The organism is Polymorphospora rubra (genome assembly GCF_018324255.1).
GTDB lineage: Bacteria > Actinomycetota > Actinomycetes > Mycobacteriales > Micromonosporaceae > Polymorphospora > Polymorphospora rubra.
In genome coordinates, this window is sequence record NZ_AP023359.1 from 1,803,300 (window position 1) to 1,822,075 (window position 18,776).

The following is an 18,776-nucleotide window of genomic DNA, read 5'->3' on the forward strand; positions in this document are numbered from 1 at the left end:
CTCCGGGAGGCCACCGGTCACACCCCGGCCGCCCGCAGCACCTCACGCACCTCGTGCCAGATCGGCTCGCTGGCCGCCGCCACCAGGCCAGTTCCCTCGCTGGTCGCCTCGTACGGGCGACCGTCGAGACGGCAGGCCATTCCGCCCGCCTCCCGGACCAGAAACGAGCCCGCGACGTGGTCCCACGGCAGGGTCCGCCAGAAGACCGCGAAATGCTGCACCCCGGCAACCAGATCGGCGTACTCCCGGCCGGCACAGTGCAGGCCGGGCAGCACCTCGCCGAGCACCCGCGCCCGCTCCCGGAACGCCTCACGCACCCCGGGCGGGAAGAACCGGGTCATGATCGGCCCGCGCAGCCCGCCGGGCGGCGGCGGGTCCGCGCTGATCCGCATCCGCACGCCGTCGACGTACGCGCCGGAGCCGGCCTCGGCGACGGTCAGGCTGTCGGCCACCGGGTCGTGGATCCAGCCGGCGACGGCCGTACCGTCGCGCACCAACGCCACCATGATCGCGAACGGCGTCCGGCCGGCGGCGTAGTTGGCGGTGCCGTCGATCGGGTCGACCAGCCAGACCGGGTCGGTCCCACTCAGCCGGTCGAGCAGCGCCGGATCGGCCGCCACGCCCTCCTCGCCCACCACGACCGAGCCGGGCAGCAGCGCGGTCAGCCCGGCGCTGAGCACCTCCTCGGTGCGCTGGTCGGCGACGGTCACCACCTCGCCGGGCGCCTTCTCGCTGACGTCGGCGCTGGAGAGGTGCTGGAACATCGGCAGCACGACCTCGGCGGCCGCCTCCCGGATCAGCGCCGAGACCTGGTCGATCATCAGCTACGCGGGGGCAGCTTGACCACGCTGACGAAGAACTCGTCGATCTGGCGTACCACCGAGATGAACCGCTCGAAGTCGACCGGCTTGGTCACGTATGCGTTCGCGTGCAGCTGGTAGCTGCGCAGGATGTCCTCGTCGGCCTGCGACGTGGTGAGCACCACCACCGGAATCCGGCAGAGCTGCTCGTCCTTCTTGATCTCGGCCAGCACCTCGCGGCCGTCGCGGCGCGGCAGGTTGAGGTCGAGCAGGATCAGGTCGGGGGCGACCGCGTCGGCGTACTTGCCCTCCCGGCGCAGATAGGCCAGGGCCTCGGCACCGTCGGAGACCACCCGGAGCCGGTTGCGCAGCTTGTGCTCCTCGAACGCCTCCTGGGTCATCAGGACGTCGCCCGGGTCGTCCTCGACCAGGAGAACCTCGATCGGGCTCCTGCCATCGGCGGGTGCGGTCACGCCACAGTCTCCTTCACACCGTCGGGCCGTTGCGCCGGCTCGTCGTCCCCGGTGTCGGCCGCGTCGGACCCGCCCGGTTCGTCGGCCGCCGGCTCGTCGGCGACCACGGGAAGAGTAAAGCGGATGGCCGTACCCTCGGTGACCTCCGGGTCGACCCAGATCCGGCCACCGTGATACTCGACGATCTTCTTACCGATCGCCAGCCCGATGCCGGTGCCCGGATAGGCGTCCTTGGAGTGCAGGCGCTGGAAGATCACGAAGATCTTGTCGGCGAACTCCGGTTCGATTCCGATGCCGTTGTCCTGGCAGGTGATCTCCCACTCGTCGCCGGTGCGGCGGGCCGAGAGGTGGACCCGGGCCGGCACGTCCGGCCGGCGGAACTTGATCGAGTTGCTGACCAGGTTGACCAGCAGGTTGGTCAGCAACGGCTCCTCGCCGTGCACCACCGGCAGGTCCGACCAGGTCACCTCGCCGCTCGCGTACTGCCGGGCCGCCTCGGTCTGCCCGGCCACCTGCGTCATCACCTCGTCCAGGTCGACGTCGGTGAAGCCGGTGGTGAGCCGGCCGATCCGGGAGAACGCCAGCAGGTCGTTGATCAGGCGCTGCATCCGCTGGGCACCGTCGACGGCGAACGCGATGTACTGGTCGGCCCGCTCGTCGAGCTGTCCCGCGTACCGGCGCTGGAGCAGCTGGCAGAAGCTGGCGACCTTGCGCAGCGGCTCCTGCAGGTCGTGCGAGGCCACGTACGCGAACTGCTCCAGGTCACGGTTGGAGCGCACCAGTTCCTCGGCCTGCTTCTGCAGCTGGCTGTTGATCCACTCGATGCGGGTCCGGGCCTCGCGCACCTCGGCCAGGTCGGCCGCGATCCGGCGGCGCATCCCGTCGACGTCCTCGGCCAACCTGGCCAGCTCGGGCGGGCCGACCCGCTCGATGTCGCGCTGGTAGTCGCCGGCCGCGATCAGACGCACCTGCCCGGCCAGGACGGTGACCGGGTTGATCACCAACCGGTTGATCCACAGGATCAGCGCCCCGGCGGCGATCAGGACCACGGCGGCCGCGGTCACGAGGAGGACGACCAGGGTGTTGCCGGTCTGCCGGGCGTCGCCGGCGATCTCGTTGCGCAGGGCCAGGATCTCCTCCTGAAGCTGCTGCACCTCCGCCCGCAACACGTCGAAGCGCACCCGGGACTGCTCGTCGAAGAGCGCCTGGGCGGCCCCCGTACCGCTGGTGTTGACCGTGTCGATCACCGGTACGGCGACCACGGCCCGCCACTGCTCGGCCTGCTCGCGGATCTGCCCCACCCGCCGGCGGATGTCCGGCTCGTCGGTCAGCAGGCCGTCCATCTGGGTGAGCAGGTCACGCTCCTGCTCGACGCCCCGCTGGTAGGGCACCAGGTCGACCGGGTCGCCGCTGACCGCGTAGCCGCGGACCCCGGTCTCCTGGTCGAGCAGCGTGCCGAGCAGCGCCTCGCTGCCGGTGCGCAGCGGGCCGCTCTTGTTGAGCAGGGTGTCGAGGTGGGTACGGTTCTGTGCGGCCTGGACCACCCCGATCGTGGCCAGCGCGGCCAGCAGCACCCCGATCAGCACACACATCGTGGTGACCCGCCGCCGCAGCGTCCACTTCCGCCCGTTCACCGCCCACCGCCCCGACTCACCAGCAGCATGGCGACGTCGTCGGCGAGCGGGCCGCCGTTGGTCAGCTCGGCCCGCCCGACCAGCCAGCCGGGCAACTCCTCCAGCGGCACCTTCGCGGTGTCCGGATGCCCGACCAGTTCGGTCAGCCCCGGCACGTCGAGCCGTTCGCTGCCGCCGCCCACCCGCCCCTCGATCAGGCCGTCGGTGTACATCAACAGGGACCAGTCATCGCTGTCGAACTCCAGATCGAAGGCGCGTGGGGGCCGTGGCCGGACGCCGAGCAGACGTCCACCGGGGGCCGGGACCGGCGCCACCTCGCCCCCGGACAGCAGCAGCGGCGGCGGATGGCCGGCGAGACGTACGGTGGCCCGGTTGCGGGCCAGGTCGAGGCGGACCGAGGCGACCGTCGCGAAGATCTCCCGGAGCCGGCGCTCGCTCATCAGGACCTGCTCGAGCGCCGGCAGTACGGCGTCGTCGGGCACCCCGGCGAGCACCAGGGCCCGCCAGGCCACCCGCAGTTCGACACCGAGCGCGGCCTCGTCGACGCCGTGCCCGCAGACGTCCCCGACGATGAGGTCGATCCGGTCGGGTGTGGTCTGCACCACGTCGTAGAAGTCGCCGCCGATCAGGGCGGCGTGCCGGCCGGGCCGGTAGAAGGTGTGGACCTCGACCTCGCGGGTCGTCATCAGCGGCTGGGGCAGCAGGCCGCGTTCGAGGCGGGCCGACTCGGCCTGACGCAGCTCGGCCTCACGCAGCCGACGGGCGTTCTCGTCGGCGCGCTTCCGCTCGACCGCGTAGCGCAGCGCCCGGGTCAGCAGCACGCCGTCGACCTGCCCCTTGACCAGGTAGTCCTGGGCGCCCTCGGCGACGGCGCCGACGCCGAGGTGCTCGTCCTGCCGGCCGGTGAGCACGCAGACCGCCGCGCCGGAACTCATCGCCAGCACCTGGCGCAGCCCGTCGAGCCCCTGCGAGTCGGGCAGACCGAGGTCCAGCAGGACACAGTCGACCCCGCCGATCTGCTGACGGGCCTGGGTGATGCTGGTGGCGACGATCAGGTCCATCGCGGCGTCGGCCTCGGCCAGCAGCTCGCCGACCAGGAACGCGTCGCCCTCGTCGTCCTCGACGAGCAGCACGCGCAGGCGTTCGGCCTGCGGCAGCGGCAGGCCCGAACCGAGCCGGGCCCGGGGCGGGACGACGGAGGAACCGGTCACCACGGCACCCCTTCGGATCGCATCTGCGGCACTCTTCCCGGACGGTCGCTGATCGTCGCTCTCGGGGCGACCCGTACGGGTCGCGTGCGCCCACGCTATTCGACCGTCCGGCCGAGCGGCCACCCGGTCCGGTCCGCTGGCCCCGGAGCGCCCGCTGTCGGATGATGACAACCCCCGATCGCAGGAGGCACCGTGGCCGCACCGCTGCTCCCCCCGGCCGACCGGTCGCTGGCCCGCCCGCCCCGCCGCGTCGTGGCGGCGGCCGCCGCCCTGGCCGCGCTGGTGCTGGTCGGTGCCGCCGGCCTGCTGGAGATCCGCCCGCCGCGGCCCCGGCCCGCCGACGCGCCGGCCGGGCAGTTCAGCGCCGACCGGGCGGCCGAACACCTGCGGATCGTCGCCGCGGAGCCGCACCCGGCCGGCAGCCCGGCGAACGACCGGGTACGCGACCACCTCGTCGGCACCCTGCGCGGGCTGGGTCTGGAGACCGAGGTGCAGGACACCGTGGCGCCCGAGGCCGGCCAGCTCAGCGGCGCCGCCGGTGGCGCGACCGTGGCCCGGGTCCGCAACGTGGTCGCCCGGCTGCCCGGCACCGATCCGACCGGCCGGGTCTTCGTCGTCGCGCACTACGACTCGGTGCAGCTCGCGCCGGGCGGCAACGACGACGGGGCCGGCACGTCGACGATCCTGGAGGTGGCCCGCGCGATGGCGGCCGGGCCGGGCCCCCGCAACGACGTGGTCTTCGTGCTCACCGACGCCGAGGAGGCGTGCCTGTGCGGGGCGTCGGCGTTCGCGTCGAGCCATCCGCTGGCCGCGGACGGCGGGGTCGTGCTCAATCTGGAGGCCCGCGGCAGCACCGGGCCGGTGATCATGTTCGAGACGTCGCGGGACAACGCCGCGCTGGTCGGCGCGTACGGGCGGGCGGCGCCGCACCCGGTCGGCACCTCGTTCGCCGTCGAGGTCTACCGGCTGCTGCCCAACGACACCGACTTCACCGCGTTCCTCGCGGAGGACTTCGTCGGGCTCAACTCCGCCTATCTCGACGGTGGCGCGAACTACCACACGCCGCAGGACACGGTCGAATCGGTCGACCTGGCCAGCATCCAGCACCACGGCGACAACACCCTGGGTCTGGTGCGGGAGTTCGGGTCGGTCGACATCGCCGGCCTGGCCGCGGACGGGGACGCCACGTACTTCCCCGTACCGGGCGGTCTGGTCCGCTATCCGGGCTGGCTGACCTGGCCACTGGTGCTGCTGGCCGGCGCCGCGGTCGGCGTGCTGGCCTGGCTGGCCCGGCGGCGCGGGCGTACGACGTGGTCGAAGTTGGGCGTCGGCTTCGAACTCTGGGGGGTGCCGATCGTGGTCGCCCCGGTCGCCGCCCAACTGCTGTGGGCGGGGCTCACCGCGATCCGGCCGGGGTACGCCGAGCTGCTCGACCCGTACCGTCCACAGTGGTATCGGCTGGCCGTCCTCGGCCTGACCGCCACGACCGTCCTGGCCTGGTACGCGCTGATCCGCCGGCGGACCGGACCGGCCGCGCTGGCGATCGGCGGCCTCGTCTGGCTGGTGGCGCTCGGCGCGGTTCTCGCCGCGCTCGCGCCGGGCGGTTCGTACCTGACGACGCTGCCGGCGCTGGCGACGGCGATCGGCGGAATCGTCGCGCTGCTGGTCCGCCCGGGCAGCGTCTGGGCGGTGGTCTCGGTCACCGCCGGCGCGGCGGTGGGCGTACTCGTGCTGCTGCCGACCGTGGTGCTGCTCTTCCCGGCGCTCGGCATGGCGATGGGTGGCGCCGCCGCCGTCTTCACCGTGATGCTCGGCCTCGCGGTGCTGCCGGTCGTCGACCTGCTGCACCCGGAGGCCGGCGGGCAACGCGGATTGGCGGCCCTGGAGGCCCGCCGGGCGGCGGCCGTCCCGGCGCTCGCCGCCGGCCTGGCCACGCTGGTGTTCGCCGGGGTCGGACTGGCCGTCGACCGGTTCGACGCCGACCATCCCACCCAGACCCACCTCATGTACGCCCTCGACGCCGACACCGGCACCGCCCGGTGGCTCAGCCGGGAGAGCGACCCGCAGCCGTGGACCGCCGGATACGTCGACGGGCCGGCCTCGATCGCCGACGAGTTCCCGGCCCTGGCCGCCCACGAACTGCGGGCCGGCCCGGCGCAGGCGGCCGCTCTGCCGGCACCGGCCGTACAGACGGTCAGCGACACCACCACGGCCGGGGTCCGCACGCTACGGGTCAGGCTGGTGCCGCAGCGCCAGGTGCGGCTGGCCGCGCTGCACGTCGACCAGACCACGGCGACGGTGCGGGCCGCGACGGTGGCCGGGCTGCCGGTGCCGGTGGAGCCCACCGACGACGCCCGGTGGAGCTTCGGCATCGTGTTCCACGCCCCGCCGCCGGAGGGCGTGGAGATCGAACTGACCCTGGCCGCGACCGGACAGCCGGTGGCGCTGCGGGCGGCGGACGCCAGCGACGGCCTGGCCGGGCTGCCGGGCTTCCGGCCCCGCCCGCCGGATGTCGGGATCGTCGGCTCGCACAGTTCGGAGATGCTGATGGTGGCCCGGACCTACCACCTGCCGCCGGCGTAGACGTGGCTGACGCACGGCCATAACGGACAGGAGCTGACCGGAACCCTCCATAGGTTGGTCCTTACGCGGCCGTGGCGGTCGCGAAACCGACGAGGAGGGCCGGAATGCGACAGGTGGGCGACGACAGGGTACGCGCGGTGCCGGCGCCGTACCGGACGGTGACGCCGTACGTGGTCGTGCGGAACGCGGGCGCGTTCCTCGACTTCCTGGTGGCGGCGTTCGGTGCGGTGGAGCGCGGGCGGGTGCCGAACCCCGACGGCACGGTGGGGCACGGCGAGGTCATGATCGGCGACTCGGTCGTGATGTCGTTCGAGGCGAGCGGGCACTGGCCGCCGACGCCCGCTTTCCTGTCGCTGTACGTCGAGGACTGCGACGCCGTCACACGATCGGCGACGGCCGCAGGGGCCACCGTCGTCACCCCGCTGGGCACGAACGCGTGGGGTGACCGGGGATGCCGCCTGAAGGACCCGTTCGGGAATCTCTGGTGGGTCCAGACCCATGTCGAGGACGTCCCCGAGCCGGAGATGCACACCCGGATGGCGAGCCCGGAACACGAGGAGTCGATGCGCGTGTCGACCGCGACGCTCGACGGGTTCATGCGCTCCGTACGCGGGGCCGGTGTGGCCTGATCCGGCGGGTCAGCGGCCGGACGACTTCCAGCGGAAGTGGACGAAGAGGCGGCCGAAGTTGTCGGAGTCCTTCTCCACCCGGTGGTAGAGCTGCTTGATCTCCTTCTGGTCGAGGAAGCGCAGCACCCGCTTCTTCAACTGGCCCGACCCCTTACCTGGGATGATCTCCACCAGGGTGGCCTTCTTGGCGACCGCCTCGTTGATGATCCCGCGCAGCGCCCGTTCGATGTCCTGGTTCCGGTTGAAGATGTCGTGCAGGTCAAGCTTCAGCTTCATCGCGCGGCCCCCGGCTGATCAGGTCCATGACGGCCCATCGTATGCCGGCCGCCGCGGGCAGGTCCTGCTCGCGGCGGCCGGCTCGTCGATCAGCCGTTGACCCGGTTCTCGACCCGGCGCAGCGCGGCCGAGTATTCGGCGTTCTCCTCGGCGCGCATCGCCACCGCGAGCCGCAGGTGCCCCAGTGCCTCGGCCGGCCGGCCGAGACGTTCGAGGGTACGACCGAGCACGTGGTGCGCGTAGTGGTCGGTGGGGTCGCTGACCAGCATCGCCCGCAACTGGTCCTCGGCCCGGTTGAGCTGGGCCGCGCCGAAGTAGGCGCGCGCCAGCAACTGCCGTACCCCGGTGTTGCCCGGTTCGGCGGCGACGATCGGCTCGAGCAGCTTGGCCGCGTACGCCGGGTCGCCGGCCTCGAAGAACAGCTCCGCCCGCCGGTATTCCTGCAGAAGATCCATGTTCCGCCTCCCGGTTCGGTCGTACCGTGCGGGTGGCACAACAACGGGACGGGCGTTCCTCTTCCCGGGGCCGGTCGGTGCCGGGACGACGGACCAGGGCAGGTCAGGGTCGGTCGCTGCGAACCGGCCGGTGGGGGCGGACCGACCAGGCGCGGACGCCGCCGAGGATGCCCGCAGTGTTGGGCACCACCACCACGTCGTCGCCCATCCGGGCCAACTGCTCGGGCCGGATGAGTCGGGAGTTGCCGCCGCCGAGATAGAGCCGGTCCCACAGGAACACCGGACGCAGGCCCTCGACGACCCCGCGTACCCGGCGGGACCAGAACGTGTCACCGAGCCGGCGGCGTTCGTGCTCGCCGACGTACGTGTCGTAGCTCTGCCCCCAGCGGACCGGTGCCTGCGACAGCTCCAGGTGCGGGGCGAGTACCCCGCCGTCGAAGAGCGCGCTGCCCAGGCCGGTGCCGAGGGTGAGCACGAGTTCCAGGCCGGTGCCGGCGACGACGCCGGCGCCGTGCACCTCGGCGTCGTTGAGCACGAGCACCGGCACCCCGAACGCCTCGGTCAGCCCCGTCTGGGCGTCGAACCCGAACCACTGCGTGACCAGGTCCTGGTCGACCTTGGTGCGCGGTCCGGCCCGGGTGACGTAGTGCGGGGTCGCCACCACCACGCCGTGCCGCAGCATGCCGGGCATGCCGACGGTCACCCGGTCGGCGGCCGGCAGTTCCGCGGCCAGGTCGAGCAGGGTCTTCACGAACAGCGACGGCGGCAACGGATAGGGGGTCGGCACCCGCATCGGGCGGGCCCGCATGGTGCCCTGCTCGTCGAGCACCGATGCCTTGATCCCGCCACCGCCGCAGTCGATCGCCAAGGTCGTCACCACAGGCACAGTCTGCACGGCCGGTGCGGGCATGCGGGATAGCATCTCCATCTGATGGCTGCCACCCTGATCGCGCGCGGGCTCGTCGCCGGCCACGGCGACAAGATCCTCTTCTCCGACCTCGATCTCGTCGTCGCGCCCGGCGACGTGGTCGGCCTGGTCGGGGTCAACGGGGCCGGCAAGTCGACCCTGCTGCGCATCCTCGCCGGCCGGCAGCCGGCCGAGCAGGGCTCGGTGCAGCTCAACCCGCCGTCGGCCACGGTCGGCCACCTGCCGCAGGAGCCGGACCGCCGGGCCGGCGAGACGGTCCGCGCGTTCCTGTCCCGGCGTACCGGGGTCGCCGCCGCCCAGCGGGACATGGACGAGGCGGCCGAGGCGCTGGCCACGGGCACGCCCGGGGCCGACGACCGGTACGCCGCCGCGCTGGAACGGTGGCTCGACCTGGGCGGCGCCGACCTGGCCGAACGGGCCGAGACCGTCGCCGACGAACTCGGCCTCGCCGTCGACCTCGACCAGCCGATGACCACCCTCTCCGGCGGCCAGGCGGCCCGGGCCTCGATGGCGTCGCTGCTGCTCAGCCGCTACGACGTGTTCCTGCTCGACGAGCCGACCAACGACCTCGACCTCGACGGGCTGCGCCGGCTGGAGGAGTTCGTCACCGGCTTGCGGGCCGGCACCGTGCTGGTCAGCCACGACCGCGAGTTCCTGACCCGCACGGTCACCCGGATCGTCGAACTCGACCTGCCCCAGCAGCAGGTCCGGCACTACGGCGGTGGATACGCCGCCTACCTGGAGGAACGCGAGGTGGCCCGCCGGCACGCCCGCGAGGAGTACGAGGAGTACGCCGACACCCGCGCCGGCCTGGAGGCCCGGGCCCGTACCCAGCGGTCGTGGATGGAGAAGGGCGTGAAGAACGCCCGACGCAAGGCCACCGACAACGACAAGATCGGTCGCAAGTTCCGGTCCGAGGCGACCGAGAAGCAGGCGGCGAAGGCCCGGCAGACCGAGCGGCTGATCGAGCGCCTGGAGGTGGTCGAGGAGCCGCGCAAGGAGTGGGAGCTGCGGATGGAGATCGCCGTGGCGCCGCGCGCCGGCGCGGTCGTCGCGGCGCTGCGCGGTGCGGTCGTACGCCGGGGCGGGTTCACCCTCGGCCCGGTCGACCTCCAGATCGACTGGGCCGACCGGGTCGCGATCACCGGGGCCAACGGTTCCGGCAAGTCGACGCTGCTCGGGGCCCTGCTCGGCCGGCTGCCGCTGGCGGCCGGCAGCGCGTCGCTCGGGCCCGGGGTCGTGGTCGGCGAGGTCGACCAGGCGCGCGGGCTGTTCCTCGGCGACGAGTCGCTGCTGGACGCGTTCGGTGCGGCCGTACCGCAGTTGGTGCCGGCGGACGTCCGGACCCTGCTGGCCAAGTTCGGGTTGCGGGCGGCGCACGTGCTGCGCCGGGCGGCGACGCTGTCGCCGGGTGAGCGGACCCGGGCCGCGCTGGCGCTGTTGCAGGCACGCGGGGTCAACCTGCTGGTCCTCGACGAACCGACCAACCACCTCGACCTGCCCGCGATCGAGCAGCTCGAGTCGGCGCTGGCGAGCTATCCGGGCACGCTGCTGCTGGTGACCCACGACCGGCGGATGCTCGACGCCGTACGGACCACCCGGCGCATCGAGGTCGACGCGGGCAAGGTGGTCGATCGCTAGCCCTTGTGCGGAGCCGGTTCCGGGCGACAATCAACGGGTGATCACATGGGAGTACGCACTACTCGTGCGACGGCGGGTACCCCGGATGCACGAAACCGGGTGGGAGCTGACCTACACCTGGTACGGACCGGACGGCCAGGTGCTGGACGTCACCCCGTACGGCGACACCGCGCTGGCGCATCTCAACCGGGCCGGATCGCAGGGCTGGGAGCTGGCGTCGGTGACCGAGGACACATCCATGCAGGGCTCCAGCGAGCTGCACCGTTACCACATGAAACGGTCCAGGACGACGGGCGGTCCGCCGCGCCAGCGTATCCGCAGCTCGCCCCGGGCGGTGCGGCGCAACTGACGGGAGCACCACGATGGCCAGAACCCACACGTACGAGTTGTCCGTGACCTGGAGCGGCGACCGGGGCACCGGCACCAGCGAGGTCCTGGCCTACGACCGTACGCACGAGATCGACGCGCCGGGCCGGCCGACGCTGCCCGGCTCGTCGGACCCGGCGTTCCGGGGCTCGGCCGACCGGTGGAATCCCGAGCAGTTGCTCGTCGCGTCACTGTCCCAGTGCCACATGCTGTGGTACCTGCACCTGTGTGCCGACGCGGGCGTGGTCGTCACCGGCTACACCGACCAGCCGATCGGCACGATGGTCGAAGAGGCCGGGGCCGGCGGGCAGTTCACCGGGGTCGAACTGCGGCCCCGGGTCACCGTCACCGAGGCCGGGATGGTGGAGCGGGCGACCGGGCTGCACGCGGCAGCCCACAAGCTGTGCTTCATCGCCCGGTCGGTCAACTTCCCGGTGACGCACAGTCCGGTGGTCGTCGCCGGCTGAGTCCCGGCGCGGCGACCGGTCAGCGCTTCTTGCCGCCGCCCTTCGAGGTGGTCTTGCGGGTCTTCGGGTTGGTGTTGGTGCCGCCGTTCGAGTTGTCGGCCGAGGTCGGTGACGCGGTCGGCGTGGGCGTCGGGCTGGGCTCCTTGGCCGGGGTCCACCCTGCGGGCGGTGTGCTGCGGCCGGCCGACACCCATGACCAGGCGACGAACCTGCCGTTCACCATCCGTCCACAGTCCGGCACCTCCGACTTGCGGCGGTCCTCGGCGTCGCAGTCCTCGACCTCGACGCCCGATCCGCCGGTCGGCGTCTGCGGTGCCGGATCGCCGCCACAGCCGGTGACGAACACGAGGGTGGCGGCGAGGGCCACGGTCGGGGCGAGTGTGGACAGTCGCATGGGGACCTCTTCGGGATCTGGGTGGCGGCGTCGGCCATCGACCACAGTGACCCATCGATGCAACCCACCTGTGCCGCTCGTCAGCCCCGGTTGCGCGGGTGCTGCCTGGCGGTCCGCTCGTTGCCCCGCCGGTAGTTGCCGGTCCAGCGGGCCATCACCTGCAGCGGGTCGTCGTCGACCTCGGCCAGGAACTCGGCGGCCCGCCCGCCGCGCAGCGTGGTGGCGCTTCGCCCGTGGTGCGTGATGACGACCGATCCGTCGGCCCGTTCCGTGTAGTCGAATCCCTCCGCTTGTCCCATGCCCGCGATCCTGCCAGCACCACCGCGTCGGACCCATCGATTTCCGGACGCGCAAGATCCGCGTGATCAGGGAGTTTGCCTGGCGACGCGCCGCCGACACGCGGGAAATAGTCCCTGATCACGGGGATCTAGGCGGGGTAGGTGGTCGTCTCCGTTGCCTTCAGGGCGGCCCAGACGCTGGCACCGGGGGCCAGGTTCAGCTGGGCGGCGGCCGCCGGGGTGACGTCGGCGGCCAGGGTGATCGGGCCGCCGAGTTCGATCCGCAGGTTGTCGCCGTTCGGGGCCACCGCCGCGATCGTGGCCGGCCAGGTGTTGCGCGGGCTGCCGTCGGGCCGGCGCGGATACAGCGCGACGGCCGACGGGCGGAACGCCACGAACACCTCGCCGTGCTGCGGCTCGGCGGTGGCCAGCCGGAAGCCGCCGGCCAACTCCACCGTGGTGCCGTCGGCCCGGCCCCGGTAGAGGTTGAGGCCGACCAGTCGGGCCACGTAGTCGGTGCGCGGCCGGGTCGTCACGGTCGCGGCGTCACCGGACTGCACGATCCGGCCGTGCTCGACGATGACGAGCCGGTCGGCGAGGACCATCGCGTCGAGCGGGTCGTGGGTGATCAGCACCGTCGCGCCCGGGTGGTCGGCGAGATGCCGGTGCAGGTGAACCCGGGTGTCGAGCCGGGTACGCGCGTCGAGGGCGGCGAGCGGTTCGTCGAGCAGCAGCAGATCGGGCCGGACAGCCAGGGCACGGGCGAGGGCGACCCGCTGGGCCTGTCCGCCGGAGAGCTGCCGGGGCCGGCGCCGTACGTGCTCGGCCAGCCCGACCCGGTCGAGCCAGCCGGCCGCCTCGGCGCGGGCCGACTGCCGGGACACGCCGCGACAGCGCAGCCCGAACGCGACGTTGTCGAGCGCGGTCAGGTGCGGAAACAGCAGGTAGTCCTGGAAGACGACGCCGATCGACCGCTTCTCGGGGGCGACGAACCGCCCGTCGTCGGGATCGTCGAGCCGCCGGCCACCGATCGTGACGTGCCCGCCATGCAGCGGCAGCAGACCGGCGAGGGCGCGCAGGGCCGTGGTCTTCCCGGCGCCGTTCGGCCCGAGCAGTGCCACCACCTCCCCCGGCCCGACGGTCAGCGGCAGATCGAGGGTGAAGCCGGGCCGTTCGACGACCAGGTGCGCGTCCAGCAGCTCGCTCATGGGCTGGTGATCCAGCGGTCACGCAGGCTGGCGAGGATGGCCACCGACACGACGAGCAGGACGAGGCTGAGCACGATGGCCGCCTCCAGGTCCTGTTCGAGGGCGAGATAGACGGCCAGCGGCATGGTCTGGGTGCGGCCGGGGAAGTTGCCGGCGAACGTGATGGTGGCGCCGAACTCGCCGAGGGCCCGGGCCCAGCACAGGACCGCCCCGGCGGCGATGCCCGGCGCGACCAGCGGCAGGGTGACCCGCCGGAAGGCGGTCCACCGGCCGGCGCCGAGCGTCGCGGCGGCCTCCTCGTAGCGGGCGTCGGCGCCACGCAGCGCGCCCTCGACGGCGATGACGAGGAACGGCATGGCCACGAAGGCCTCGGCCAGCACGACGCCGGTGGTGGTGAACGGCAGCGTGATCCCGAACGTCTCGTCGAGCCAGCCGCCGATCAGGCCACGCCGGCCGAACACCAGCAGCAGCGCCACCCCGCCGACGACCGGCGGCAGGACCAGCGGGACGGTGACCAGGGCGCGTACGAGCCGCCGACCGGGAAAGGTGGTGCGGGCCAGCAGCCAGGCCAGTGGCACGCCGAGCAGCAGGCAGAGCAGGGTCGCGGCGGTCGCGGTGACGAGCGAGAGCCGCAGCGCCTCCAGTACGCCGGGCGCGGTGAGCCGCTGCGGGAGGCTGGTCCACGGGGTCCGGATCAGCAGCCCGGCCAGCGGCAGCACCAGGAAGCCGAGGCCGAGCAGGGCCGGTACGGCGAGTGCGACCGGCACCCCGGCGGAGCCGCGCCGGGTGCGCCCGCGCCGGAGCCGGGCGACCGGCCCGGTTCCGGCGGTCTTGGCGCTGGTCGGCATCAGGGGGTCTGGAATCCGGCTTCGGTCAGCACGGCCCGGGCTTCGGCGCCGAGCACGTACGCGACGAACGCCGCCGCGCCGGCGCTGTTGGGAGCCTGCTTCAGCGTGACGATCGGATAGTCGTTGACCGCGCCGGCGGACTCGGGGAACTCGATGCCGTCGACGTCGGCGGCCGCGGCCCGGGCGTCGGTGCGGTAGACCAGTGCCGCGTCGACCTCACCGAGCCTGACCTTCGACAGGGCCTGCTTGACGTCCTGCTCGAGGGTGACCGGGGTCAGCGCGGTGCCGGCGGCGTCCAGCGCCGTCTTCGCCGCCGCGCCGCACGGCACCTGTTCGGCGCAGAGCGCGACCTTGGTGTCGGGCTTCGTCAGGTCGGCCAGGCCGGTGATGCCCTTCGGATTGCCCTTCGCCACCGCGATGACGAGCTGGTTGCGTACGAAGACCTGCGGCTCCGCGGCGTTGTCGCCGGCGTCGGTGACGGTCTTCATGGTGGCCGGGCTGGCGGCGGCGAAGACGTCGGCGGGTGCGCCGGCGGTGATCTGCTGGGCGAGTTGGGAGCTGCCGGCGAAGCTGAACGTGACCGTGACGCCGGGGTTGGCCGCCTCGAAGGCCGCGCCGATCCGGGTGAACGACTCGGTCAGCGAGGCGGCGGCGAGCACGGTGACGGTGCCGGTAACCGCGCCCGGCGAACCGTCCGCGCCCGGCCGCGGGTCGTCGTCACCGCCGCCGCAGCCGGCCGTGGCCAGCAGCAGGGCACCGACCGCCACACTCAGGGTCCATCTCCGACCGCGCATCCCGCTCCCCTTTTCCCGTACCGGCCGAACCCGTCGTCAGCGGGTCCGCTCCACCACCACGGTGGTCGACTTGATCACTGCGACAGCGGTCGACCCGACCTCCAGGCCGAGGTCGTCCACGGCCTCCCGACTCATCAGGGAGACCACCCGGAACGGTCCGGCCTGGATGTCGACCTGTGCCATCACCGAGTCGCGGGTGATCGCGGTGACGATCCCGCGCAGCCGGTTGCGGGCCGACGAGCGGCCGGCGCCCTCGTCGGGGTCGTCGGCCAGCGACTTGGCGAACCGGGCCAGGTCGGCTCCGGCGATCGTGCGGTGGCCGTGGTCGTCGCGGTCGGCGGCGAGCCGTCCGCCGTCGACCCAGCGGCGGACGGTGTCGACGCTGACACCGAGGAGTTCCGCCGCCTCACCGATCCGATAGGTGGTCACCCGTCAACCCTATTGCCGCATCTGCGAGTTGAAAAGCGCCGGATCCCTGGCAGATGCCCGAGATTGGTCCGTGTGCGGGCCGCTGATGCGGCTCACCGCCGGCCGGCGGGGCTGGGGAACCCACCGACCGGCGGCGCCTGTGCCGGGGCGCTGTCCGCGAGGGCACGACGTACCGCGCCCGGCACCCGCCGCCGGTCCCGGCCGGGCCGGGGCCGGGACCGGCGGCGGAGGTCAGTCCTTGCGGCCGATCGTGGAGTAGAGCTGGTGGCCGCGTACGACGAGGCCGGAGCCGGGGTCGGTGGCGAGGCGGGCGATCTCGTCGAGGTCGGTGTCGGTGAGGGCGCCGGTGGTGAGCCGGGCACGGTGTTGGGCGATGTTGACGGTGACCAGGGCGAGGCCGGGGCTGCCGGCGTGCCAGACGGGTGCGTGGATGGCGGTGTCGAGGTCGCGTAGGCCGGCGGCGCGCATGGTGGGGTGGATACGGATGGCCCAGGTGGGGTCGGTGCCGGCGGCGGTGAGGATGTCGCGGGCGACGGCGTGCTGGTAGACGGCGAACAGGGTGCGGGCGGCGGTGGTGGGGGCGTCGATGACGGCGGTGTCGGGCTGGATGGCCCAGTCCTCGACGCAGAGGACGCCGCCGGGGGCGAGGGCGTCGGCGAGGCGGGTGAGGATCTGTTCGCGTTGCGGGAGGTGCATGAGGACGAGGCGGGCGTGGATGAGGTCGTACGGGGGTTCGGGGACCGGGTCGGTGATGATGTTGTGGGCGAGCGGGGTCAGGCGCGGGTGGGTGGGGACGTGTCGGGGTTGGATGTCGGTGGCGACGACGTGTCCGGCAGGTCCGACCTCGGTGGCGAGCCAGGCGGGCAGGGCGCTGCCGCCGGCGCCGATTTCGAGGCAGCGTCGGCCGCGTAGGTCGAGCTGGGTGAGCCGGCCGATGGTGACGTCGTCGAGGAGGGCGGCGAGGCTGGCGAGTTGGTTCGGTGCGGCGGGGTGGTCGTTGTCGTAGGCGTACGGCCGGTTGGGCCCGGCGGCGCGGTTGGTCACGGGTACGGCTCCAGGGTCGGGGTGGGCCGGGGACACGCCCCGATCGCGCTGGGCGTGACGTGCCCCCGGCCCGGGGCGGTGCGGCTCGCTGCCGGACGGACTCAGGCGGGGGCGGGTGCCAGGTCGAAGGCGACGACCTGGTCGGGTGCGAGTCCGGCGGGAATGGTGCCGGCACCCTGGAGTACGGCGATGGCGCGGGCGATGCGGCCGGTGTCGAGGACGCCGGCGCGGGCGTTGGCGAACACGTACGGCTGCATCAGCGCGACCTCCTGCGCGGCGGCCTGCGGGTCGGCGGAGGGTACGTGTTTGTGCAGGATCTGGCCGGCCTCGTCGGGGTGGTCGATGGAGTAGATGAGTCCTTCGAGGATCGCCTCGCTGAACCGGCGTACCAGGTCCGGATCGTCCCTGATCAGCGTCATGGGGGCGATGACGGCGTTGCCGTACAGGTCGGCGATCACGTCGGAGTACGGCAGCAGCCGCACCGGCCGGCCCTGGGCCGCCTTCTCCACGGTGCCGCGGGCGACGGTGAACTGGCCGATCCCGTCGACGCGGCCGGCGGCGAGCAGGCCGGGCGTCTGCTGCGCCGGGGAGTTGACCCACTGCACACTTGCCGGGTCGATCCCGGCGAGCTTGGCGTACGCCGGCCACAGCAGCATCGGCGCCCCGCCGGGCACCCCACCGACCCGCTTGCCGACCAGGTCGGCCGGGGTGGTGATGCCCGACGACTCCAGCACGGTGATCGAGTTCAAGGTGCGTTGCTGGATCGCCGCGACCGCGCGGACGTCGCCCTGGTAGTCACCCTGCCCGAGGGTGATCATCACACCGGACAGGTCGTTGGCCGAGAACTGCGCCTGCCCGGCTGCCAGAAGCTTGAGGTTGTCGGCCGAACCCTGCCCGGGCTTGATCTCGACCTCGATCCCCCGGTCGCGGAAGAACCCCTTCTCCAGGGCCACCCAGGCGTACGCCTCCCGACCGAAGGACGCGAACGCGGTCAGGTAGGTGACCTTGTCCACTTCCCGGGCGCCCTCCTCGGCGTCGCCGCCCGTGCAGCCGGCGGTGACCGCGAGCAGCCCGGCCAGTACCGCCGTACCGGCGCGGCGGGCGAGTCTGTTGCGCATCTCTATCAACTCCAGAACGAAACAAGGTTGGCGAGGTATGGCACGCCGGTGCCCCGCCCCGGGTCGGTGGGCGGGGCACCGGCGGGGTCAGGCGACGTACGGCAACCGGGCGACGCCGGCCCAGATCGGCACCCGTGGCCGCGCTCCGGGTTCTTCGAGATCGCCGGGCTCGGGCCACCAGGTGTCGGCCGGTACGACGCCCGGTTCGAGAACCCGCCAGCCGGCGAACAGGTCGGTGACCTGGGCCCGGCTGCGGAACGTCAGGGGTGTGCCGGTGCGGGTGTTGTACTGCGCCACCACTCCGACCACGGCCGCGGACATCTCGTCCGGGGTGGTCAGGTGGGACACGACGAGGTGGCTGCCGGGCGCGGCGGCCGACCGGAAGCCGGCGAGGATCGGGGTGGGGTCGTCGGTGACGAAGTGGAGGACCGCGACGGCCAGGACCCCCACCGGCTGGTCGAAGTCGATCAGGTCCTGGGTCGCCGGGTCGGCCAGGATCGCGTCCACGTCCCGGATGTCGGCCTGGACGACGACCGCGCGGCCGTCGCCGGCCAGCAGGGACTGTCCGTGGGCGACGGCGACCGGGTCGACGTCGACGTAGACGACCCGGCCGTCGGGGTCGGCGGCGTGCACGATCTCGTGGACGTTGCCGACGGTGGGCAGCCCGGAGCCGAGGTCGACGAACTGACGTACGCCCTCGTCGAGCAGGAAATCGACGGCCCGGCGCAGGAACGCCCGGTTGGCCTGGGCCCACCGGGCGGCGTTCGGTTCGGCGGTGAGCATCTGCCGGGCCAGTGCCCGGTCGACCGCGAAGTTCGCCGAGCCGCCCAGCAGTGCGTCGTAGACCCGGGCGGCGCTCGGCCGGTCGAGGTCCACACCCGACGGATACCGGTCGTCGGCGGATCCGCCGATCATCCGGACACCGGCCTGTGCAGTGCCGACCAGCAACCCATGGCGGTGCACCTCCCCGGTGGTGGTCCGGGCGGCGGGTCCACCCGGTGATGTCACCACTCAAGCCGCCGTCGCCGATGTCGTGGAGGCCCGCCGGCGACGAATGACAGCCCGGGCCGGTTCGCGACAAACCAGCGACAAACAAGGGACATCGGTTCCGATGCGCACACCGGCCGGCGGCGGTCCGACGGGTCGGACCGCCGGCGCGGAGCGGCCCTGGCGCGGATCGGTAGGGTCGCGGCATGCGAA

21 protein-coding genes are annotated in these 18,776 nt (G+C 73.0%); 5 read left to right on the plus strand and 16 right to left on the minus strand.

Annotated elements, in window-relative coordinates; all coding sequences use genetic code 11:
• Window positions 1-17: 17 nt before the first annotated feature.
• The 4 genes from Prubr_RS08270 to Prubr_RS08285 are packed head-to-tail and all read right to left on the minus strand — an operon-like array spanning window position 18 to window position 4,118.
• Window positions 18-821: an inositol monophosphatase family protein gene (locus Prubr_RS08270; protein WP_212823310.1), complete on the minus strand. Its 804-nt coding sequence runs from the start codon at window positions 819-821 to the stop codon at window positions 18-20.
• Window positions 821-1,273 carry a response regulator gene (locus tag Prubr_RS08275; RefSeq protein ID WP_212823312.1) on the minus strand — a complete coding sequence of 151 codons (453 nt, stop codon included), beginning with the start codon at window positions 1,271-1,273 and terminating at the stop codon, window positions 821-823. Before Prubr_RS08275 ends, Prubr_RS08270 begins: the two co-directional genes overlap by 1 nt.
• Window positions 1,270-2,907: a sensor histidine kinase gene (locus Prubr_RS08280; RefSeq protein WP_246568450.1), complete on the minus strand. Its 1,638-nt coding sequence runs from the start codon at window positions 2,905-2,907 to the stop codon at window positions 1,270-1,272. Before Prubr_RS08280 ends, Prubr_RS08275 begins: the two co-directional genes overlap by 4 nt.
• Entirely contained in the window at window positions 2,904-4,118 is a 1,215-nt protein-coding gene (locus Prubr_RS08285; RefSeq protein WP_212823320.1) for a PP2C family protein-serine/threonine phosphatase, read from the minus strand. Before Prubr_RS08285 ends, Prubr_RS08280 begins: the two co-directional genes overlap by 4 nt.
• Window positions 4,119-4,310: 192 nt before the next feature.
• Here Prubr_RS08285 and Prubr_RS08290 point away from each other — a divergent pair, with 192 nt between their 5' ends.
• Window positions 4,311-6,701, plus strand: coding sequence for a M28 family peptidase (locus tag Prubr_RS08290; protein ID WP_212823322.1), 2,391 nt, complete (start codon window positions 4,311-4,313; stop codon window positions 6,699-6,701).
• 104 nt (window positions 6,702-6,805) lie between these two features.
• Entirely contained in the window at window positions 6,806-7,330 is a 525-nt protein-coding gene (locus tag Prubr_RS08295) for a VOC family protein (protein ID WP_212823324.1), read from the plus strand.
• Window positions 7,331-7,339: 9 nt separating this feature from the next.
• Here Prubr_RS08295 and Prubr_RS08300 read toward each other — a convergent pair whose 3' ends face one another.
• The 3 genes from Prubr_RS08300 to Prubr_RS08310 all read right to left on the minus strand — a co-directional run bounded on the left by Prubr_RS08300 (window position 7,340) and on the right by Prubr_RS08310 (window position 8,941).
• Complete coding sequence (locus Prubr_RS08300; protein WP_212823332.1) at window positions 7,340-7,606, minus strand: Smr/MutS family protein; 267 nt, start codon at window positions 7,604-7,606, stop codon at window positions 7,340-7,342.
• Between the two features lie 89 nt (window positions 7,607-7,695).
• Complete coding sequence (locus tag Prubr_RS08305; protein ID WP_212823334.1) at window positions 7,696-8,061, minus strand: tetratricopeptide repeat protein; 366 nt, start codon at window positions 8,059-8,061, stop codon at window positions 7,696-7,698.
• 103 nt (window positions 8,062-8,164) lie between these two features.
• On the minus strand, window positions 8,165-8,941 hold the full coding sequence (locus Prubr_RS08310; protein ID WP_212823336.1) for an ROK family protein: 777 nt from the start codon (window positions 8,939-8,941) through the stop codon (window positions 8,165-8,167).
• 51 nt (window positions 8,942-8,992) lie between these two features.
• On the opposite strand from Prubr_RS08310, the gene Prubr_RS08315 reads away from it, so the two are divergent.
• Genes Prubr_RS08315 through Prubr_RS08325 form a run of 3 tightly spaced genes read left to right on the plus strand, consistent with a single transcriptional unit; the run spans window position 8,993 to window position 11,463 of the window.
• Window positions 8,993-10,630 carry an ABC-F family ATP-binding cassette domain-containing protein gene (locus Prubr_RS08315; protein ID WP_212823338.1) on the plus strand — a complete coding sequence of 546 codons (1,638 nt, stop codon included), beginning with the start codon at window positions 8,993-8,995 and terminating at the stop codon, window positions 10,628-10,630.
• Window positions 10,631-10,667: 37 nt separating this feature from the next.
• Window positions 10,668-10,979 (plus strand): hypothetical protein, encoded by a 312-nt coding sequence (locus tag Prubr_RS08320; protein WP_212823340.1) that lies wholly within the window; start codon window positions 10,668-10,670, stop codon window positions 10,977-10,979.
• A 13-nt stretch (window positions 10,980-10,992) separates the two neighbouring features.
• Window positions 10,993-11,463 (plus strand): OsmC family protein, encoded by a 471-nt coding sequence (locus Prubr_RS08325; RefSeq protein ID WP_212823342.1) that lies wholly within the window; start codon window positions 10,993-10,995, stop codon window positions 11,461-11,463.
• A 19-nt stretch (window positions 11,464-11,482) separates the two neighbouring features.
• Here Prubr_RS08325 and Prubr_RS08330 read toward each other — a convergent pair whose 3' ends face one another.
• The 9 genes from Prubr_RS08330 to Prubr_RS08370 form a co-directional block, all read right to left on the minus strand.
• Window positions 11,483-11,857 carry a hypothetical protein gene (locus Prubr_RS08330; RefSeq protein WP_212823344.1) on the minus strand — a complete coding sequence of 125 codons (375 nt, stop codon included), beginning with the start codon at window positions 11,855-11,857 and terminating at the stop codon, window positions 11,483-11,485.
• 80 nt (window positions 11,858-11,937) lie between these two features.
• Complete coding sequence (locus tag Prubr_RS08335; RefSeq protein WP_212823346.1) at window positions 11,938-12,156, minus strand: hypothetical protein; 219 nt, start codon at window positions 12,154-12,156, stop codon at window positions 11,938-11,940.
• Between the two features lie 128 nt (window positions 12,157-12,284).
• Window positions 12,285-13,343, minus strand: a complete 1,059-nt coding sequence (locus Prubr_RS08340; protein ID WP_212823354.1) for an ABC transporter ATP-binding protein — start codon at window positions 13,341-13,343, stop codon at window positions 12,285-12,287.
• Window positions 13,340-14,191, minus strand: a complete 852-nt coding sequence (locus Prubr_RS08345; protein ID WP_212823356.1) for an ABC transporter permease — start codon at window positions 14,189-14,191, stop codon at window positions 13,340-13,342. Before Prubr_RS08345 ends, Prubr_RS08340 begins: the two co-directional genes overlap by 4 nt.
• Window positions 14,191-14,985, minus strand: a complete 795-nt coding sequence (gene modA / locus Prubr_RS08350; RefSeq protein ID WP_212823358.1) for a molybdate ABC transporter substrate-binding protein — start codon at window positions 14,983-14,985, stop codon at window positions 14,191-14,193. The genes Prubr_RS08345 and modA overlap by 1 nt, the downstream gene beginning before the upstream one ends.
• 36 nt (window positions 14,986-15,021) lie before the next feature.
• Window positions 15,022-15,414 carry a TOBE domain-containing protein gene (locus Prubr_RS08355; RefSeq protein ID WP_212823360.1) on the minus strand — a complete coding sequence of 131 codons (393 nt, stop codon included), beginning with the start codon at window positions 15,412-15,414 and terminating at the stop codon, window positions 15,022-15,024.
• Window positions 15,415-15,645: 231 nt separating this feature from the next.
• Window positions 15,646-16,458 carry a class I SAM-dependent methyltransferase gene (locus tag Prubr_RS08360; protein WP_212823362.1) on the minus strand — a complete coding sequence of 271 codons (813 nt, stop codon included), beginning with the start codon at window positions 16,456-16,458 and terminating at the stop codon, window positions 15,646-15,648.
• A 101-nt stretch (window positions 16,459-16,559) separates the two neighbouring features.
• Window positions 16,560-17,576: an ABC transporter substrate-binding protein gene (locus Prubr_RS08365; protein WP_212823364.1), complete on the minus strand. Its 1,017-nt coding sequence runs from the start codon at window positions 17,574-17,576 to the stop codon at window positions 16,560-16,562.
• Between the two features lie 87 nt (window positions 17,577-17,663).
• On the minus strand, window positions 17,664-18,491 hold the full coding sequence (locus tag Prubr_RS08370; protein WP_212823372.1) for an SAM-dependent methyltransferase: 828 nt from the start codon (window positions 18,489-18,491) through the stop codon (window positions 17,664-17,666).
• Window positions 18,492-18,776: the final 285 nt, after the last annotated feature.

Excerpts from the sequence above, each read along its gene's own strand:
- Prubr_RS08270 (WP_212823310.1), bottom strand. The coding sequence starts at position 821 with ATGATCGACCAGGTCTCGGCGCTGATCCGGGAGGCGGCCGCCGAGGTC.
- Prubr_RS08295 (WP_212823324.1), top strand. The coding sequence starts at position 6,806 with ATGCGACAGGTGGGCGACGACAGGGTACGCGCGGTGCCGGCGCCGTAC.
- Prubr_RS08300 (WP_212823332.1), bottom strand. The coding sequence starts at position 7,606 with ATGAAGCTGAAGCTTGACCTGCACGACATCTTCAACCGGAACCAGGAC.
- Prubr_RS08305 (WP_212823334.1), bottom strand. The coding sequence starts at position 8,061 with ATGGATCTTCTGCAGGAATACCGGCGGGCGGAGCTGTTCTTCGAGGCC.
- Prubr_RS08315 (WP_212823338.1), top strand. The coding sequence starts at position 8,993 with ATGGCTGCCACCCTGATCGCGCGCGGGCTCGTCGCCGGCCACGGCGAC.
- Prubr_RS08325 (WP_212823342.1), top strand. The coding sequence starts at position 10,993 with ATGGCCAGAACCCACACGTACGAGTTGTCCGTGACCTGGAGCGGCGAC.
- Prubr_RS08330 (WP_212823344.1), bottom strand. The coding sequence starts at position 11,857 with ATGCGACTGTCCACACTCGCCCCGACCGTGGCCCTCGCCGCCACCCTC.
- Prubr_RS08335 (WP_212823346.1), bottom strand. The coding sequence starts at position 12,156 with ATGGGACAAGCGGAGGGATTCGACTACACGGAACGGGCCGACGGATCG.
- Prubr_RS08340 (WP_212823354.1), bottom strand. The coding sequence starts at position 13,343 with ATGAGCGAGCTGCTGGACGCGCACCTGGTCGTCGAACGGCCCGGCTTC.
- Prubr_RS08345 (WP_212823356.1), bottom strand. The coding sequence starts at position 14,191 with ATGCCGACCAGCGCCAAGACCGCCGGAACCGGGCCGGTCGCCCGGCTC.
- modA (WP_212823358.1), bottom strand. The coding sequence starts at position 14,985 with ATGCGCGGTCGGAGATGGACCCTGAGTGTGGCGGTCGGTGCCCTGCTG.
- Prubr_RS08365 (WP_212823364.1), bottom strand. The coding sequence starts at position 17,576 with ATGCGCAACAGACTCGCCCGCCGCGCCGGTACGGCGGTACTGGCCGGG.
- Prubr_RS08370 (WP_212823372.1), bottom strand. The coding sequence starts at position 18,491 with ATGATCGGCGGATCCGCCGACGACCGGTATCCGTCGGGTGTGGACCTC.